Origin of the sequence: Kaistella gelatinilytica (genome assembly GCF_015679325.1) — a bacterium.
GTDB lineage: Bacteria > Bacteroidota > Bacteroidia > Flavobacteriales > Weeksellaceae > Kaistella > Kaistella gelatinilytica.
This window is the reverse complement of sequence record NZ_JADPVI010000003.1, coordinates 78,142-97,047: the sequence shown is the minus strand read 5'-3', so window position 1 is coordinate 97,047 and position 18,906 is coordinate 78,142. Positions and strand designations below refer to the sequence as shown.

General features: G+C 37.0%; 19 protein-coding genes. 5 read left to right on the top strand and 14 right to left on the bottom strand.

Going from position 1 to position 18,906, the window contains the following annotated elements:
* Positions 1-30 precede the first annotated feature (30 nt).
* From IV494_RS11275 to IV494_RS11245, 7 genes are all read right to left on the bottom strand, one after another.
* Positions 31-873 (bottom strand): sulfurtransferase, encoded by an 843-nt coding sequence (locus IV494_RS11275; protein ID WP_196080244.1) that lies wholly within the window; start codon positions 871-873, stop codon positions 31-33.
* Complete coding sequence (gene nadB, locus IV494_RS11270; RefSeq protein ID WP_196080243.1) at positions 870-2,444, bottom strand: L-aspartate oxidase; 1,575 nt, start codon at positions 2,442-2,444, stop codon at positions 870-872. Before nadB ends, IV494_RS11275 begins: the two co-directional genes overlap by 4 nt.
* Positions 2,445-2,696: 252 nt before the next feature.
* Positions 2,697-2,921, bottom strand: coding sequence for a hypothetical protein (locus tag IV494_RS11265; RefSeq protein WP_196080242.1), 225 nt, complete (start codon positions 2,919-2,921; stop codon positions 2,697-2,699).
* A 37-nt stretch (positions 2,922-2,958) separates the two neighbouring features.
* A complete protein-coding gene (locus tag IV494_RS11260; protein WP_196080241.1) occupies positions 2,959-3,588 on the bottom strand; it encodes an NAD(P)H-dependent oxidoreductase in 630 nt (209 codons plus the stop codon).
* Between the two features lie 225 nt (positions 3,589-3,813).
* On the bottom strand, positions 3,814-4,296 hold the full coding sequence (gene rnhA, locus IV494_RS11255) for a ribonuclease HI (protein ID WP_196080240.1): 483 nt from the start codon (positions 4,294-4,296) through the stop codon (positions 3,814-3,816).
* A gap of 2 nt (positions 4,297-4,298) precedes the next feature.
* Positions 4,299-5,897, bottom strand: a complete 1,599-nt coding sequence (gene dnaB, locus IV494_RS11250; RefSeq protein ID WP_039349681.1) for a replicative DNA helicase — start codon at positions 5,895-5,897, stop codon at positions 4,299-4,301.
* Between the two features lie 251 nt (positions 5,898-6,148).
* Positions 6,149-7,387 (bottom strand): MFS transporter, encoded by a 1,239-nt coding sequence (locus IV494_RS11245; protein ID WP_196080239.1) that lies wholly within the window; start codon positions 7,385-7,387, stop codon positions 6,149-6,151.
* A gap of 176 nt (positions 7,388-7,563) precedes the next feature.
* Between IV494_RS11245 and IV494_RS11240 the strand changes: the two genes are divergently transcribed.
* Positions 7,564-7,902 (top strand): DMT family transporter, encoded by a 339-nt coding sequence (locus IV494_RS11240; protein ID WP_039349674.1) that lies wholly within the window; start codon positions 7,564-7,566, stop codon positions 7,900-7,902.
* Positions 7,903-7,937: 35 nt separating this feature from the next.
* On the opposite strand, the gene IV494_RS11235 is transcribed toward IV494_RS11240, so the two are convergent.
* From IV494_RS11235 to IV494_RS11215, 5 genes are all read right to left on the bottom strand, one after another.
* Positions 7,938-8,270, bottom strand: a complete 333-nt coding sequence (locus IV494_RS11235) for a hypothetical protein (protein WP_196080238.1) — start codon at positions 8,268-8,270, stop codon at positions 7,938-7,940.
* Positions 8,271-8,274: 4 nt separating this feature from the next.
* Complete coding sequence (locus tag IV494_RS11230) at positions 8,275-9,792, bottom strand: GH3 auxin-responsive promoter family protein (protein WP_196080237.1); 1,518 nt, start codon at positions 9,790-9,792, stop codon at positions 8,275-8,277.
* A gap of 46 nt (positions 9,793-9,838) precedes the next feature.
* Positions 9,839-10,450, bottom strand: coding sequence for a hypothetical protein (locus tag IV494_RS11225; RefSeq protein WP_196080236.1), 612 nt, complete (start codon positions 10,448-10,450; stop codon positions 9,839-9,841).
* Complete coding sequence (locus tag IV494_RS11220; RefSeq protein ID WP_196080235.1) at positions 10,450-10,809, bottom strand: hypothetical protein; 360 nt, start codon at positions 10,807-10,809, stop codon at positions 10,450-10,452. Before IV494_RS11220 ends, IV494_RS11225 begins: the two co-directional genes overlap by 1 nt.
* Positions 10,810-10,882: 73 nt before the next feature.
* Entirely contained in the window at positions 10,883-11,149 is a 267-nt protein-coding gene (locus IV494_RS11215) for a hypothetical protein (protein WP_196080234.1), read from the bottom strand.
* A 313-nt stretch (positions 11,150-11,462) separates the two neighbouring features.
* On the opposite strand from IV494_RS11215, the gene mfd reads away from it, so the two are divergent.
* From mfd to pth, 3 genes are read left to right on the top strand one after another with little or no spacing between them, the layout of a single operon-like run.
* Complete coding sequence (gene mfd, locus IV494_RS11210) at positions 11,463-14,870, top strand: transcription-repair coupling factor (RefSeq protein WP_196080233.1); 3,408 nt, start codon at positions 11,463-11,465, stop codon at positions 14,868-14,870.
* A gap of 54 nt (positions 14,871-14,924) precedes the next feature.
* Positions 14,925-15,821, top strand: coding sequence for a hypothetical protein (locus tag IV494_RS11205; protein ID WP_196080232.1), 897 nt, complete (start codon positions 14,925-14,927; stop codon positions 15,819-15,821).
* A 9-nt stretch (positions 15,822-15,830) separates the two neighbouring features.
* Positions 15,831-16,394, top strand: a complete 564-nt coding sequence (gene pth / locus IV494_RS11200) for an aminoacyl-tRNA hydrolase (RefSeq protein ID WP_196080231.1) — start codon at positions 15,831-15,833, stop codon at positions 16,392-16,394.
* A gap of 21 nt (positions 16,395-16,415) precedes the next feature.
* On the opposite strand, the gene IV494_RS11195 is transcribed toward pth, so the two are convergent.
* A complete protein-coding gene (locus IV494_RS11195) occupies positions 16,416-17,096 on the bottom strand; it encodes a carbonic anhydrase (RefSeq protein WP_196080230.1) in 681 nt (226 codons plus the stop codon).
* A 146-nt stretch (positions 17,097-17,242) separates the two neighbouring features.
* On the opposite strand from IV494_RS11195, the gene IV494_RS11190 reads away from it, so the two are divergent.
* Positions 17,243-18,343, top strand: coding sequence for a Pnap_2097 family protein (locus IV494_RS11190; protein WP_196080229.1), 1,101 nt, complete (start codon positions 17,243-17,245; stop codon positions 18,341-18,343).
* Here the strand turns inward: IV494_RS11190 and IV494_RS11185 are convergent.
* Positions 18,340-18,894 (bottom strand): serine acetyltransferase, encoded by a 555-nt coding sequence (locus IV494_RS11185; RefSeq protein WP_196080228.1) that lies wholly within the window; start codon positions 18,892-18,894, stop codon positions 18,340-18,342. The genes IV494_RS11190 and IV494_RS11185 overlap by 4 nt on opposite strands.
* Positions 18,895-18,906 lie beyond the last annotated feature (12 nt).

Genomic DNA, 18,906 nt, shown 5'->3' with positions numbered 1-18,906 from the left:
GAATTTTTAATATTGAAGATCGAAATTTAATTAAATATTTGTTGCGACTTTTTTGTCACTGCTCGACCATTCACTCCATGATCCGACATAAAGATTTGGGATTTCAAATCCTGCATAATCCAATGCTAATAAAGTGTGACAAGCAGTAACGCCTGAACCACAGTGAATTGCTGTATTTTCAGATGGAATGTTATTTAACAACTTCGCATATTTTTCGTGCAGGATTTCTGGACTTTTAAAAGTTCCGTCATCGTTGAGATTTTCTTTAAAAGGAACATTAACAGCGCCCGGAATATGTCCCGCAATTTCGTCGATAGGTTCAGTTCTTCCATCGTATCGGTCTTTTTCCCGAACATCAATTACCAAAAATTCTGGATCTTCAGAATGTTGTTCAACAAAATTAAGATCGACTCGTGGTAGTTTCCAGTCCTGTGTAGAAATTTTATCTGCTGTTTTAGGTGCGACTTTATTCGAATTTAAAAGCAATCCTTTTTCTTTTGCCATTTGAATTCCGCCATTTAAAACCTGTACGTTCTCTATTCCTACAGACCGCAACATCCACCAAAACCGCGATGCAGCGATGGATGCGTTTTTATTATCGTAAACAATGACATGCGTGTTTTTGCCAATTCCTAAATGTTGTAAAACTTCTGCAAATTTTTCTAAGCTTGGTAAAGGATGTCTTCCGCCGTCTTTTGAATTTTTAGAAATGGCCGCCAAATCATTATTCAAATCGACATAAAGCGCTCCGTCAATATGTTCTTCGAGGTATTTTTCATAAGCAGATCCACCGCTTCCGGCGTCAACGATGACCACATTTTCCCGGTCTAAACTGGCTAATTCTTCTGCGCTGATAATTGGAGATATTTTCATGATACGAGATCTTTATTAAAAAATGCACCTTTATTTTCCCTCATTAATAAGGAATGTTTGATGATGAGGTAAGAAATATTGGTCAAATTTCTGAGTTCAGAAAGTTTCGGCGAAAGAATAGAATAACTGTACAGTTCGTTTACCGCTTCGAAAATTTCCTGCTGCTTTTTCTTTGCCAGTGTCAATCGGTCATTGCTTCTAACAATACTCACCAGATCGCTCATCATTTCCTGCAACTGTCGTCGAAGATAAGACACCATGACCATTTCATCCATCATTTTCATGCCTTCTTCGTTCCACTCAGGAATCGCTTTCAAATCATCAAAATTGAAATCATTGATCTCTAAAAGTTCGACGGTTTTCAAAGCTGCATTATGTCCGAAAACCATTCCTTCCAATAAAGAGTTGGAAGCCAGTCGATTGGCGCCGTGCAATCCGGAATTGGTACATTCTCCAACGGCGAATAAGTTTTTGATGGAACTTTGCCCGTCTCGGTCAATGTCGATTCCGCCCATTAAATAATGACAGGCCGGAACTACAGGAATGAGTTGTTTGAAGGGATCAATTCCTTCATCCAGGCATTTTTGATAAATATTTGGAAAGTGTTCGACGAATTTTTCGTGATCCATTTCGCGACAATCAAGTCCTACATATTCGTCGCCGGAAATCTTCAATTCGCTGTCAATAGCTCTTGCGACAATATCTCTTGAAGCTAATTCTTCGCGCTCATCATATTTGTGCATGAATTTCTTACCGTCTTTCGTTCTTAGTTTGGCACCATCACCGCGAACTGCTTCGGAAATCAAAAACAGCATTCCGTCTAATTTAGAATATAGAGCAGTCGGGTGAAACTGATAATACTGCATGTTCGAAATTTTTCCCCGCGCTCTGTGTACGAAAGCGATTCCGTCGCCGGTTGCAATAATTGGATTGGTGGTATTTTTATAAACATGCCCAGCTCCTCCTGTTGCAACTAAAGTTATTTTCGCTGTAATTTTTTTGATGCTTTTCGTTTTTTCATCCAAAATATAAGCACCATAACAGTCGATTTTATCAAGATCGAAAATTTTATCCGGAACATGATGTTGCGTGATCAAATCGATGACGTAATGATGCGCCATCATTTCGATATTCGGAGATTTATTGATGGTTGCCAGTAAAGCGCGCTCTATCTCCTTTCCAGTAATATCTTTGTGGTGAACAATTCGGTTTTCGGTGTGACCACCTTCTCTTCCAAGCATGAGATGACCATCTTTCTGATCGAAATTGGTTCCCCATTCCACGAGTTCCTTAAATCTTTCGGGACCTTCTTCGATGACCATTTTAACGACTTCCAGATTATTTTCACCGTCGCCGGCTCTCATGGTATCGTCGATATGTTTCTGGAAACCGTCTTTATCGAAGTCTGTTACAACGGCTAATCCGCCTTGAGCATATTTGGTGTTGCTTTCATCTTCATCGGCTTTGGTGACGATAATGATTTTCGCTTCGGGCATTCTTTCGGAAATTTTTATCGCATAAGAAAGTCCGGAGATTCCGGATCCGATAACGAGTACGTCTGCTTTTATCATGTAGTTTGTTGGAGATTAAATTTTTGGATAATTTTCAGGATTTTGTTTTGCATGTCGAATCCCGAAAATTTTTAATGTATTTTTTTCCGTATCGATAATAAAATGAATAATAACTGGAAATTTTTTTACCTGCCGCATTCGGAATTGGTCATATCGGATTTGAAAAAAAGGATTTAATTTTAGTTGCTCTAAAGTAACTTATTTCGCTTAAATCTGATTTCGCATTTTGGGAAATAAGTATTTTAAACATTATTACAAATAATTTTGTCTGATTGAATCCCAACTTTCAAAATCTTCTTCATTTATATTTTTCAGTCGTTCCCGCATCAAATTCTTTTCTTCTTCTGAGACGTAGTACAATTCCTCCTCATCTACAGGAAAAATAATAACTTCAACTTTATCAGCATTGAAGTTTTCGGGGAGTTCTATATTTATTTTGTGGTCTTTAACCTCCACAATTTGTCTTATTGCGTTCATTATAAATAATTTAACTTATCAAATTTAACCAAATATTTTAAATAAATTTAAACAATTTATCATTGGGTTTCCGTACTTTTTTAAAATTCTGAAACTCATCTTCTTCCGAGCGATAACCGAGTGCTAAAGTCACGGCGACTTTTTCGATCTGCGAATCCAGTCCCAAAATTTCATCAATAATTTCCTGCTTAAATCCTTCCATCGGACAAGTGTCTACATTTTCTAAAGCTGCAGCAAACATAAGATTTCCCAGAACGATGTAGCTTTGTTTATCGGCCCAGGTCATGACTTCATCACTACTTAATTTTTGGATGTGCTTGCTGATGCTTTCCCGAAATGGATCGAGGGTTTCTAAAGGAATTTCTCTCGTAGTAGAGATCTGCGTGAAGTATTCGCCAATATAATCCGGACTGATGTTGTTTTTAGAAGTGATAATGATCAGATGGGAACACGTAGAAATTTGAGAAGGATTATAAAAAGCGGGTATTAATTTCTCCTTCATTTCAGGACTTTCTGCAATAATGATCTCGTATGGTTGAAGTCCCAACGAACTTGCGGAAAGTTTTGCAGCTTCTAAAATATTAGTGATCAATTCACTGGAAACAACTTTATTTTTATCAAATTTTTTCACAGAATAGCGGTTGCGCAGAGATTCTAGGTAATTCATAAAACAAAGATAAATAAATGGGGGTGAAGATTTGGTAGAGAATTTCTATGATGGCGTTTCTTCGCGTGAATGACTGAATTGTGAATTTCTTCGAGTCAATTTGGTCAATAGTGAATTTCTAAAGGGGAATATTCAATTTTTTCAAATGAATTTAAAAAGATGACACTTACAGCAACGCTAATTTATCGGAAGCAATTCACTATTCACTGCGAAGCAAATGACCCCTTAGAAAAGTCCACCGTTCTGTTGGTTTTCAAAAAACTCATCAATTTGCAATGGTTCTGTTTGCGCAGCTTTTACCGCAAGTTGATCACAGATCTCATTTTCTAAATGTCCGGCGTGACCTTTGATCCAGTGAAAAGTCGTTTTATAATCTTTGAGCAAAGGGATCATTCTCTTCCAGAGATCAGGATTTTTTTTATTTTTAAATCCAATTTTCACCCAGGATTGCAACCATTTTTTTTGAATAGCATCTACAACGTATTTGCTGTCGGTATAAATATGAATATCGTTTTCCGTAGATTTTATTTTTTCTAAAGCCGTAATTACCGCCAATAATTCCATGCGGTTGTTGGTGGTGAGGCGAAATCCCTGGGAATATCTTTTTTCGTAATTTTTTTCGGGAACTTTCATGACGATCCCGTAACCACCTGGTCCCGGATTTCCGCTGCAGGCACCGTCGGTAAAAATTTCTATTTTAAGGCTCATTCCTAAAATTGAAAATCGTCATCATCATCTGCATCATTCATCGAAGAACCGGAAAGATTTTGCTTGCTCGGTAAATCGAAAGCAGCACCAGGATCGATGGTCGTTTTTATTTTTTCAAAACCGCTTGGAGCATCAAGTTGTCCGAAATTAGAAGGTTGATAACCGCCGGTTCCATATTGATTTCCAAATAGATCGAGGTCGGCAAATTTTGCAATATTTTTGTAGAAAGACATTCTCACATCAGCTGTTGCACCATTTCTGTGTTTTGCGATAATAAGTTCTGCCTGATTTTCAGTAGAAGTTTCGCCACCATCTTCGTCATTATCCCAGGTCGCGATCTTATAATATTCCGGGCGGAAAATAAAGGAAACAATATCGGCATCCTGTTCAATAGCTCCAGATTCCCGAAGGTCAGAAAGCATTGGTCTTTTTCCAGGGCGTGTTTCTACACTTCTGGAAAGCTGTGAAAGTGCAACTACAGGAACATTCAGTTCTTTTGCAATCGCTTTTAGAGATCTGGAGATCATTGCAATTTCCTGCTCCCGATTTCCAACACCTCCTTTTCCGGAGTTTGCGGTCATTAATTGAAGGTAATCTACCATGATGATCTTCACGCCGTGCTGCATGACCAATCTTCGGCACTTTGCACGGAAATCGAATACAGAAAGCGACGGAGTTTCATCAATATATAAAGGAGCGTTTTCCAAAGCAGAAACATTTGAAAATAATCGCTGCCATTCTTCATCGCTCATTTGTCCTTTTCGCAATTTCTCTGAAGAAATGCCGGTTTCCGACGCGATCATTCTGGTGATCAACTGAACTGATGCCATTTCCAGAGAGAATAAAGCTAAAGGGATTTTATGTTCTACGGCAATATTTCTGGCCATAGAAAGCAGGAACGCCGTTTTTCCCATGGCGGGACGGGCTGCAATAATAATTAAATCTGAATTTTGCCAACCACCGGTTTCTTTGTCGATGTCTTTAAATCCAGAGGGGATTCCGGAGATTCCTTCTTTGTCTTTTAAAGCTTTGATCGTTTCGATGGCTTGTTTTACCAAAGTATTTGCGGTATCGAACCCTTTTTTAATGGTTCCGTTGGTGATCTCAAAGAAAGATTGTTCGGCTTTGTCCAGCAATTCAAAAACGTCGGTGGATTCTTTGTAAGAACTGTCGATGACGTTTGCAGATACATTAATTAAACTTCGGAGGATAAATTTTTCCAGGATGACACGAACATGATATTCGATGTGAGCACTTGAAGAAACTCCCATTGTTAAGTCAATAATATAATGATCACCACCTGCAAAACTGAGTTTTTCAGTTTTTTTGAGTTGCTGAATCACGGTCATTAAATCGACAGGATGATTTCCTTCGTATAATTTTAAAATTGCCGTAAATATTTCCTGATGACGGGGATCGTAAAACACCTCAGCCGTTAGTAAATCGATAGAATAATCGAGTCCTTTTTTATCGATCAAAAAAGTCCCGATCACCAATTTCTCGAATTCTATTGCATTTGGCGGCATTTTGCCGTCGGAAATAGAAAGTTCTTTCGCGAAATTACCATGAATGAGTGAAGATAAAGTTTCCTTTTGTGTCATGAGACAAAGATAGTTTTTTAAAGTTTTTATTCAAATTATTTAATCAACATTGAATCTGAATTGTGACTTAAATCACTAGCAGTCAATTCGGTTTGATGTTGGTAAGTTGGCAGAAGCTGTTGTTTTTATTCTAGCCCGGATCGCAGTGGAAATCCTTTTTTTGGCGATGGGTAAAGCTTTGGCAAAAAAGATTGGAACGTAGAGCCGGATCAGCTTCATTGAGAAGCGAGACTATTGGTGCTCGTTAAAAATTAATAATTCATTTTGCGAAGTTTAGGGACTTTCTTCGCGACCAAAAGTGCAATTAAAACCGTCATGGTACCGCCGAAAACGACGGACCGAACGACGCCAAGAAGTTTTGCTGCGACGCCGCTTTCAAATTGTCCCATTTCATTGCTCGACATGATGAAAATTGAATTCACGCTCAGAACACGGCCCCGAATATAATTGGGCGTTTTTAACTGTACAATTGTTCCCCGGATAACAACGGAAATCCCGTCGAGCATGCCACTGAAAACGAGGAGCATAAAGGAAAGCCAGTAGAGTTTTGACAATCCAAAACCGATGATGCATAATCCGAATCCCGCAACGGCGATCAATAATATTTTACCTTGATTTTTGGTTAAGGGGAAAAAAGCCAGGGTCAAAATAATACACATAGAGCCGATGTCTGAAGCTGCATTGAGCAGTCCAAAACCTTCTGCGCCCACTTTTAAAATATCGGTTGCAAAAACGGGGATCATAGCGACTGCGCCGCCGAAAAGTACGGCAAACATATCGAGACTGAGCGCGCCTAAAATTTCTTTTGTTTTATAAATGAAGGCAATACCTTCCCGCATACTTTTTACGACGCCAATGGTTTTATCACTGTTTTCGGAGGGATGTTGGTTGAGGAGCCAAAAGAAAATGGAAGAGAAAATCATTAAGCCAACTACGACCAAAATGGTTCCGGAAACATCAATCCAATGAATTAAAAATCCTCCTAAAGCATGGCCGAAAACGGAGGCGGTAAGAAATGTTGCCTGATTGAGCGTTATCGCGTTCTGAAGCTCTTCTTTCGAAACAATTTTTGGAATCATCGAAGGAATAATGGGTCCGATAAAAGCGCGGCAAAATCCCGTGAAAAAGATGACTGCGTAAATAAAATAGGAAATTTCTACATTGCTGAAATGTAATAATCGATGTCCGAAAAATGCGGGAATCGCCAATAAACTGATGAGGAAAACGTAGGCGTAGTTGCAAATTAACAAAAGTCTTTTCTTCTCGGAATTGTCGATAACGTGGCCTGCATAGAGCGCGGTAGAAACTGCGGGAATTACTTCAGATAAACCGATCAAACCAATGGCAAAAGGATCTTTGGTGAGTTGGTAGATCCACCATCCCATCAAAGTTGCTAACATTCTAAAACTTAAAATCAGAAAAAATCTTCCTGTCATTAAATTTCGAAATTCGGGAATTTTTAAGGTTTGAATGGGTTGCAGAGAAATCATTTTGCAAAATTAAATTTTCGAAATGAAAAATCATTTATTAATTTACGATGAATGCAAGAATTTTCTCTTGGGCATTACTTTATTTAGATAAAGTTGCGGCTTTTAATTAATTTTTTTTGCAACTCATATTCACCTTCGTGGACTTTAATTTTAATTTAAAAATTTATCTTTGAAAAATGAACTGGATTTTACTCATTATCGGTGGTTTATTTGAAACCGGATTTGCCACATGTCTTGGAAAAGCGCAGGAAACGACAGGAAGAGAAAGTTATTTCTGGTGGGCTGGATTCGTGATTTCCCTGTTTTTGAGCATGTTTTTATTGTACAAAGCAATTTCTGTCGGATCAAATGCGATTCCGATCGGAACTGCTTACGCCGTATGGACTGGAATTGGAGCAGTTGGAGCGGTTTTTATGGGGATTTTTGTGTTCAATGAACCGGCAACGTTCTGGCGAATGTTTTTTGTTTTTACATTAATTGCTTCTGTGGTTGGGTTGAAGGTGGTTTCGAATTAGGCATTCACTTCAGTGTTTTTTGCAGTAGTATGAATTCATCTTGAAAAGTTTATAAGAGCTATGGCACTCGCTACCAACGCGACACCAGCTGTAACTAAAACAATTGTACCTGTCGTTTTAATTTTCTTAATTTCTTTAATGTCTTTTTTAGCGATCGAAATTGTTTGCTTATTATGCGTTCCAATGATTCGGTAATTTTCTATAGAAGTGATATCGATGACTGATTTGTTATTATTGAAATCGTAAACAGCATATTTTGCACCAGCTTGAACTTGATCAAAATTCCCTTGATTTTTCTCAGTATTGTATTTTGTCGAAACGCAGGAAACCGACATGAGAATAATAAGAAAAGCAAAAATATTTTTCATGCTGTTAATTTATAAAATTAGGATTTACTTTTTTTAAATCTAAAAAATCACCAATTTTCCTGTCATTTGCCAAACGTGGGATTTTATTTTGTCCGCCTAATTTTCCTTCTGATTTTGCGTAATCCTGAAACGCATTTTTATTTAAACTGGTAATGATCAAAGGTTGCAAAATTTTCCCTGAAATTAGATCATCATAATAGGAATTTCTCTTCCGCATTTCTTCGTCAAGATTTTTCCGGAAATTTTCTAAATTTTCCGGTTCTTTTTCAAACTCGATGAACCATTCATGATAAGGCAAACCTTGCGTGGGATTCACTTGTGGCGCGAGATGAAATTCGGTGATCTGCGCAGGAAACTTCTCTACCGTTGCTTTCATGGCTTCTTCAACTTCAAAAGCGATCACATGTTCTCCAAAAGCTGAAGTGAAATGTTTCGTTCTGCCGGAAACTAAAATTCGGTAAGGATCTTCAGAAATAAACCGTACAACATCTCCGATCGAATATGCCCAAAGTCCAGAATTGGTGGTCAAAATTAAAGCGTAATCCTTGTTGAGTTCGATGTCTTTTAAAGTTAATCTTTTAGCATCCTTTTTTCCGTATTCTTCGAGCGGAATAAATTCATAAAAAATTCCATGATTCGTTAAAAGTAATAATCCTTCTTTTTCAAAATCATCCTGAAACGCAAAAAAACCTTCACTCGCCGGAAAAGTCTGAATGATATCTACTTTTCCACCCAGAAGTTCTTCCATCTTTTCGCGGTAGGGTTCGTAATTCACGCCGCCTGTAATGATGAGCTGTAGATTAGGAAATAAGGTTTTAATTTTCTTACCGTTTCGCTCGATCAGTTTTTCAAAATACATGATCAACCACGGTGGAATTCCCGAAATTAAAGTCATATTCTCTTTCTCAGTTTCTTTTACGATCTCATCAACTTTAGTTTCCCAGTCTTCGATGAGGTTCGTTTTCAAACTTGGCAGTCGATTTTTCTGCAGATAGTTTGGAATATGATGCGCTACAATTCCGGAAAGTCGGCCAGTTTGAATTCCATTAATTTCCTCCAGTTCCGGACTTCCCTGCAAAAAGATCATTTTCCCGGAAACGAAATCTGAATTATTTTTTTGAGCAATATAATGAAAGAGCGCACTTCGGGCTGCATTAAGTTGAAAAGGCATTCCTTCTTTAGAAATCGGGATATATTTAGAACCGGAAGTGGTGCCGGAAGTTTTCGCAAAATATTCCGGCGTTTCTGTCCAGAGAATATTTTTCTGTCCTTTTTTTACTCTCTCAATATAAGGTTTAAGATCTTCGTAATCAGCGATCGTTACATTTTTTTGAAAGTCGGAAATGGTTTTGATGTTTTCAAACTGATGCTCTCTGCCAAACAAAGTTTTCTCTGCGGTTTTTACCAAAGACAACATCAGTTTCTCCTGATCTTGGACCGCATTTTTTTTGAAAGTTTGCGTTTCCTTCACATTATTTTTTGCCCAGATCAAAGCAGTTTTTTTCTTAATAAAATTCAGCATAACGCAAATTTAATAGATTTTATCGAGAAGATTAAAGATCATGATTTTAAAAGTTGAAGCGATAACCAAAACTTAAACTCAGAAAGACAGAATGGTTGTAAAATTTTTGAATTTCCGGGTTTTCGTTATAAACATTGGTAGAATAATAATTTAATCTTCCCGTCAGAAAAACTGCTTGATAGCCTTCCGGATCTAAAATATAGATGACTTTTCCACCTAAATTAAAACCAATTCCATTATTTTTTAATTTTTCATTGTTGAAATCTAAATAGGTGCTGGAATGATTGTAATAGCTGAAACCCGCCATTTCCTCCACCATAAATTCTTCGGAAATATTATCACGGTGCATGAGAAAAACATCGATAATGGTCAAAGTCGGTGAGGCGATGTTCCCATAAGCATTTTTGCGGTCGTAAATTACATTGGAGAAAAGCATACTGTAATCTACGCCGATCCCAAAATTGATCGGTGTCATTAAATTTCCGCTAAATCCAAATCCGTAAAACGGCTGTACATCTTTGGCGAGAGAATTATTACCGATTGGTTTTAAGATGGTAACTTTTGTTTCGATATTAGAAACTACATCGAGTATTTTTTTCTTTTTCTGACTGAAAATTAAAGTGCTGCAACAGAAAAAAAAGAGGGTCAAGATTCTCATTACTTTAGTTTTATTTCGTTAAAAGTAATATAGGTTGTTCCTGCAGGAACGAGTATTTGCAGAGAATCACTCGAAATTGCAGACCCAGATTTTGATGCTTTGAACGATTTAATTTTTGCATTAAAAACCAAGGAAAAAGAATCAGAAAGAAGCGGACCCGATAATGTGAAATCTCCCGAACCGCTGGGAATTGTTTCGGCCACGATCGCATTATCGCTTTTTATGAGCACTTTGATTTTTGCAAATTCTAATTTGGTTTCTGTGATATTGCCTTCCACATAGGCGCGGGGATTTTCCCGGGTTTCCGATTGACAACCCAGAATCACAGCAAAAATAAATAGGGTAGAGAGAAGTCTCATTAATTTTTTTTTAAAGGTAACAAAAAAGCCCTGGAATAAATTCTCAAGGCTTTCTAAATTAGAAATTACAAAATTATTTTGTTTTGTATCTTTTATCAGGAGTACCATCTTTTTTCAGATGTTCGTTGGCTTTGTATCTTTTGTCCGGTGTTCCGTCTTTTTTCATTTTAACGGCGGAATTTGTTGCTGCCGGCTTTGCTGCTTTAACTGCAGGTTTAGCGGTTTGCATTTTCGCTTCTTTTGCAGGCGCTGCTTTAGTCGTTGCTTTTGGAGTAACTTGTTGTGCACTTGCTAATCCTAATCCCAGAGCCAAAGACAATACTGTGAATAATTTTTTCATTTTTTAAAAAGGGTTAAATTAATATTGTGTTGTTTTTTAACAAAGTAAAATTATACAAATAATATTCTCGATAATTTTTCGAAGATAACTTTAACCAAAATTTAACTAAAATAAAGCCTCTTCATGGTTGATTTCTAATTTATTACCGCAATAATTATCAAAGGTTTCTGAAAACCTATCTATTACAGAAAAATGAAAATCAGAAATAATGCTTAAATTTGTGGCTTCAAACGATTTCGGAAAAGTCCCGAAATCGCTTTTCTGTTTTATTATCACTTATTTTTAAAGTTCATTTTTGCCTTCAGATCAACATATGCCGTTAAAAAAAATTACCGAAACTTTTCTGCCCCAACTTCTACATTTAGGATTTGGAAAAGAACTGTTCACCCAACTCGATCAAAATAAACACCTTGTAGTAAAGTCTTTTGCAGGATCTTCTCCCGCGGTTTTTGCTGCAGAATTATTTTTGATCAAAAAGAAATCACTTCTTTTCCTCACCGATGATAAAGAAGATGCTTTATATATTACTTCAGAATTAGAGGATTTATTGGGCAAAGAAAATGTGCTTTATTTTCCGCCGACCCATTTAGAACCTTATCAAATTGAGAAAACGCAAAATGCTAATCTGGTTTTAAGAACTGAAGTTCTGAACAGGATTCATCACGATAAAAAACCAAGACTCATGATCGCGCCTTTTTCTTCTCTGGCAGAAAAAGTGATGAAGAAAGAAGATTTCAAAGCGATTTCTCATACGATTAAAACCGGTGATCAACTGGATTTTGATTTTACGGAAGAGTTGCTGCATCAATTTAATTTTAATCATACCGATTTCGTTTCTGAACCGGGTGAATTTTCCGTTAGAGGAGGTATTGTGGACGTGTTTTCTTATTCGAATGAAGAGCCGTATCGAATTACCTTTTTCGGAAATGAAGTAGAAAGCATTAAAACTTTCGATATTGAAACTCAACTTTCGAAGGAAAAAATCAAAGAGTTTCAGCTGGTTTCGAATATGAATTTTTCAATGCAGGGAACAAAGGTTTCTTTGTTTGATCTGGCACCGAAAGATTTAGTGGTAGTGACCAAGAATGCTTTTGCAGGATTCAGTGCCATTAAAAATTTCTATGCGAAAGCGGAAGAGAAATTTGAAACTTTAAGTACTGAAATAAAACATCAGAAACCTGCCGAACTTTTTGTTTCAGAAGAAGATTTCGTGAAAGAGATCAATAAATTTGAATGGATCGATTTTACTTTACAGGAAGTGAAAGGCAGCGACGCGACCATCGTTCAGCTAAATCAAACACCACAACCAAGTTTTCACAAAAAGTTTGAACTTCTACTCGAAGATTTAGAGGAAAAACAAAATGACGGTTTCGAAACATGGATTTCTTTTTCTACCGAAAAACAGGAAGAGCGTTTAGAATCAATTTTTGAAGATCTGACTGCGCAGAAATCATCCGCAGAAAACGATGATATTTTAGGTGAAAAATCAAAAATCTTGTTCAAAACCTTTAAATCTGAACTTCATGAAGGGTTTGTCGATTTTGATCATAAAATTTCTGTTTATACGGATCACCAGATTTTTGACCGTTACCAAAGATTCAAAGCCAAAAATGCTTTTGCCAAATCAGAGCAGATCACGCTGAAAGATCTGATGCAGATGAAAGTCGGCGATTATATCACGCACATCGACCATGGAATCGGAAAGTTTATGGGCTTGGTGAAAGTGAACAATAACGGAAAAGTTCAGGAATGTTTCAAACTCACTTATAAAAATGGTGATTTACTGTATGTAAGTATTCATTCCTTACATAAAATTTCGAAATACAACGGTCCGGACGGAAGAGAGATCGTTTTATCCAAACTCGGTTCACCGGCGTGGAAATCTTTAAAACAGAAAACAAAAGCGAAGGTAAAACAGATCGCCTTTGACCTCATTAGACTTTACGCAGAAAGAAAAACAGCGAAAGGATTTGCATTTGCACCAGATTCTTATTTGCAGAATGAACTCGAAGCGAGCTTTATTTACGAAGACACGCCGGATCAGGAAAAAGCGACTTTGGATGTAAAAAATGATATGGAAAACGATAACGTGATGGATCGTTTGATTTGTGGTGATGTAGGATTTGGAAAAACAGAAATTGCAATTAGAGCCGCCTTTAAAGCCGCAACTGATGGAAAGCAAGTCGCGATTTTAGTTCCTACAACGATTCTTGCATTTCAGCATTACAGAAGTTTTACAGAAAGGCTTAAAGATTTTCCGGTGAACATTTCTTATATGAACAGATTCCGCTCTGCGAAACAGAAAGCAGAAACTTTGGAAGGTTTAACATCCGGGAAAATAGATATTGTGATAGGAACGCATCAATTGGTGGGAAGTGCAGTAAAATTTAAAGATCTGGGTCTTTTAATTATCGATGAAGAACACAAATTTGGAGTTTCGGTAAAAGATAAGTTGAAGACTTTGAAAAGTAATATCGATACCTTGACTTTAACGGCAACTCCGATCCCGAGGACTTTGCAGTTTTCTTTGATGGCTGCACGAGATTTATCGGTCATTAAAACGCCGCCACCAAACAGACAGCCTGTAGAAACAAATATTGTTGGTTTCAGTGAAGAAATTATACGGGATGCGATTTCCTATGAAATTCAGCGCGACGGACAGGTTTATTTTATTAATAACAGAATCGAAAATCTGAAAGACATTGCAGGTTTAATTCAAAGGTTAGTTCCTGATGCCAAGATCATTACAGGTCACGGACAAATGGAAGGAAAACAACTGGAGAAAAATGTTTTGGATTTCATGGAGGGAAAATATGATGTTCTGGTTTCGACGACCATTATTGAAAGTGGAGTAGATGTTCCGAATGCGAATACCATTTTCATCAATGATGCACAGCGTTTCGGAATGGCAGATCTGCATCAAATGCGGGGAAGAGTTGGTCGAAGCAACCGGAAAGCTTTTTGTTTTTTGATCACGCCACCTTTTGATATGATGTCTTCTTTGGCGAGAAAAAGACTGGAAGCCATTGAGCAGTTTTCGGATCTGGGAAGTGGTTTTCAGATCGCGATGAAAGATTTAGAAATTCGTGGAGCGGGAGATCTATTGGGCGGTGAACAAAGTGGTTTCATCAATGAAATGGGATTTGAGACTTACCAGAAAATCATGCAGGAAGCGTTGGAAGAATTACAGAATGATGAGGAATTTGAAGATTTGTTTGATAATGAAGAAGACCGTAAAAAACTCTTTAAATCAGTTAAAGAAGTTAATATTGATACCGATCTCGAATTGATGTTGCCCGATTTTTATGTTCAAAGTATCGAAGAGCGGTTGTCACTGTATCAAAAATTAGCAGAAATTCAAAGCAAAGAAGAGCTTCAAAAATTAGAAAGTGAACTGGTCGATCGATTCGGAGATTTACCGGCAGAAGCGATCAATCTTTTGAAATCTGTGGAGTTAAAATGGATCGCTGCCGAAATCGGTTTTGATAAGATCGTCGTGAAGAACGGAGTTTTCTTAGGTTATTTTCCTTCAAATCCTCAGGACAAATTTTATCAGAGCGATAAGTTCAGAAATATTATTTCTTACTTGAATCGAAATCCGAAAGAAGCGACTTTAAAGGAGAAAAGCAGTAAAGAAGGGAATCAACTCATGATGAGAAAAGAAAATGTGCAGAATGTAGATGAGGTGAATGCGGTTTTGGAAAGGATCCTGGGGAAATAGATCCTTTTTCGAAATTTCTAAAAAAAGACTACTTTTGCTAAAATTATTTTAAAGATGAATAAAGTTCTAAGCATATTGACGTTTTTCTTAAGTTTTGTTATTTTGTTTTCATGCGAACCCAATCGTGATACCAATGGTGATTACCTTATCGGGGTGACCCAACCTGGTGGAAATGGTGGCGGAAGCGGCGGCGGTTCAGGCTCTACCAAATTACTGAAAAAAATGACATCAGTAGACATTGATGGAGCGGTCTCAACTTTTACTTATAACTATACTGCCGGAGTTTTAACCAGTGCTAATCTTGATGACGACGGTGATAAATCTGATTTTGCCTTCAGTTACAAAGACAATAAACTGTCTCAATTTATAATGAATAATTCCGATGGCACAAATATCATTACAACTACTGTAAATCTGGTTTATAATAATGGGATATTAGTAAGTTCATTTGGCAATATGGAATCTGGCGGTGAAGAAGCTACTAAAAACAATACCATTTATACTTACAATGCTGCAGGTAAAATAAGCAAAATCGTTACTTCACTAACTGGAAAAGATCTTATTGATCCCAATATTTACACAGAGAAATTTAATATTGAAAGCAATGTTATTTTTAATGGAGATAATATGTCTTCCTGGAAAATGACTGTAAAAGCAATAACTCCGCCTCCAGTTACCATTGATCCCATTGTTACCAATGTTAAATTTAGTAACTACGATACAAAGAAAAATCCGTTGGCCACTTTACCTTATGAATTAAATTTGGCGGGTGCGCACTTTCTTACATCAAGCAACTCTATTTTGGGACTTTCTACCAATAATTATGGTACTGCTGTTGCCACAACAAATGTTGACACGCAAACTGCAAATTTCACTTTTGTTTATGATAACGATGGTTATCCAACATCTGCAACATCTGCACAGGGAACTTTAAAGTATGAATATCAATAAAAATTGAGCATGAAATACCTCATCGTAGGTCTTGGAAACAAAGGCGAAGAATATACTGAAACCCGGCATAACGTCGGGTTTAAAGTTGCGGAGAAAATTGCCGAAACCATTGAAGCACCCTTTAAATCCTCCAATTTTGGACTCTTAGCAGAAGGGAAATACAAAGGTAGAAAAGTTTTTATTTTGAAACCTGATACCTACATGAATCTTTCCGGAAATGCGGTGAAATTCTGGCTGCAGAAAGAAAATATTCCTTTGGAAAATTTGATTATCGTTACCGATGATCTGTCCTTGCCATTCGGAACTTTACGAATGAAAATGAAAGGTTCTGACGCGGGTCACAACGGTTTGAAAAGTATTCAGGAACAGTTGCAGACCCAAAATTATCCAAGGTTAAGATTTGGGATCTCTGCCGAATTTTCAGAAGGAAAACAAGTTGATTATGTTCTCGGAAAATGGGAAGGTGACGAAAAAGAAAAACTTCCCGAAAGAATCGAGAAGTCTGCTAAAGCTTGTCTGTCATTTGTTTTCGCGGGAATTCAAAATGCAATGACTTCTTTTAATGGTAAATAAAATTTCTCTTTTACCTTTAAATTAAAGCATATTTTTATTGTTCTTTTTGCCCATTACCCAGTTAGAATCGGTCAAATTGTAAATTTTCTGAATGTCTTTTAAGATTTTTTCAAAGTCGATATCAAGATCGATGATCTTTCCGGTTTTCATATCGAAAACCCAGCCGTGAACAATCGGATATTCATCTATTAAGTATTCTTCCTGAACACAAGCCATTTTAATCACGTTGATGCATTGCTCCTGAACATTCAGTTCTACCAATCGGTCGTAGCGTTTTTGCTCATCTTCGATCATATCTAATTCCGTCTGATGCAAACGGTAAACATCACGAATCGTTCGTAACCAAGGATTCAAAAGGCCAAGATCTTCCGGCGTCATCGCAGCTTTAATTCCACCACAACCGTAATGGCCGCAAACAATAATATGTTTCACCTGAAGATGTTCTACCGCATACTGAATTACGGCGGTCGCACTCATATCCAAAGTATTCACCACATTCGCAATATTCCGGTGCACAAAAAGTTCGCCCGGTTTCATACCCATCATTTCCTCTGCAGAAACGCGGCTGTCTGAACAACCGATGTAAAGAAAATCCGGAGTTTGAGTAAGTGATAAATTTTCAAAAAACTTTGGGTCTTCCGCAACTTGTGCTTCTACCCATTTTCGGTTATTTTCAAATATCGCGTCGTAGGACTTTTTCATATTTATAGGGAATTTGGTAAATATTGAAGTTCGATTAATGCCAATTAATGAACAGTAAAATTTTCTAAACACAAAAATATGTTTTTTGTACTAAATGTAAGCGACTTCGCAGAAAGATTGATATTTTTGTAAGTAAATACAATTGAATGAAAAGTATCGTCCAAAAACTCTTGCCTGCGCTTACCGAAGAAAATTATATTGATGAATTTCGGAATTTAAATATCGACAGTATTGATCTGGTTTCCCTGCGCGTGGAAGTGGAGAATAAATTGGGCAAAATGATCCCAAATAAAGATTGGCTTTCATTTGTAAATCTTAAAGATATTCTGAACTACTGTGATGGTGAAGGTTTTACAGCATCAACAAATCGTGCGAAAACAATTTCAGAATCCACTAATGTAAAACGCAATTTTATCAATATGCCGCAGTTGTGTTTAGAAGCGCTATCAGAAAACTGGCTGTTTAAAGAAGCCGGAAGTTTGCACTGGGATTTGCTTTGCGAAGGTTTAGGTACTTCTTCATCTGAATTAAAAGATGACGTTGAAAATAGACTTTACGCCACATTTGTAAGAATTAGAATCGATGGAAATGGAAATCTTAATGATTTTAAAGAAAATGATCCTTTTGAATTTAAGGCTGAACTTTCCCGATTTGGAATGGGAATGTTCTTTAGCAACACCATTTTTGATTCTGTCGATAAGAATATTAAAATCGATATGATGACCAGTTTTTCGGTTCGAAAATCAACAGGCGACAATAAAAGTTTAGCGAAAAGTCAACCAACCGTTGAGCATTGCGAAATCAAACAGCATTCAGAATTTCCTGTTTTTGGGAATGAATATCGGTTGATCAAAAAGAACGAGTTAAAGACTTTTTTCTACAAAGATTATATTTTCCACATTTCTGATGAGCAATTATTTACGTTCGAATATTCGTTAAACCCATATTACGATTTGAATGGAGTTGGACTATTATATTTTGCGTCGTATCCTATTATCAATGATTTCTGCGAGCTGCAATTCTTTAATTCGCAAGGACAATTGAAGTGGGAACAAAACTATTTTACGTTATTTCGAGACGTGATGTATTATGCAAACTGTGATTCCCGCGACAAAATCATTTATGTTTTAAATTCCGTAGAAAACCTGTCAGAAAACCGAGTGAAATTGTGCAGTACTTTGATCCGTAAATCAGATGGAATGATGATGGCGAGAATTTTTACCATCAAACAGAGAAGAAATTCTTAAACTTTATTATTAATGTAACCTTCCGTCGCATTGTGAATATTGAAAATCCGGCAAGGATTTCCGATGACCAGAGAATTGTCGGGAACATCTTCTGCAAGATAAACATTCGGCGCAATCAACACGTTATTTCCGATGGTAATTCCGCCCACGATTACAGCATTTGGTCCGATCCAGACTTCATCTCCGATGATCGGTGTTCCGATAAATTTACCACGATTGGCTTGAGCAATACTTACGCCTTGCGCAATATTGCAGTTTTTACCGATGATTACTTTCGGATTAATGGCGAGCAAACCCCAATGTCCGAGATACAAACCTTCGCCAATTTGAGTTTCAGGATAAATTTGAAAACCATATTTGATCTGATAATGTCTCAATACCAACCTCCAGAATTTCCCTGAAAATGTATTTTTAGGATATTTTTGCGTGGTTCTAAAAAGATAAATAAAATGCAGATTAGGATTGAAACATTTTTTAAATATTTCAAACTTCGAAAGCATCACGCCACTTTCGCGGTAAAAATCTTTTTGGATTATGGTTTTTTCTGACATTAGAGCAAAGAT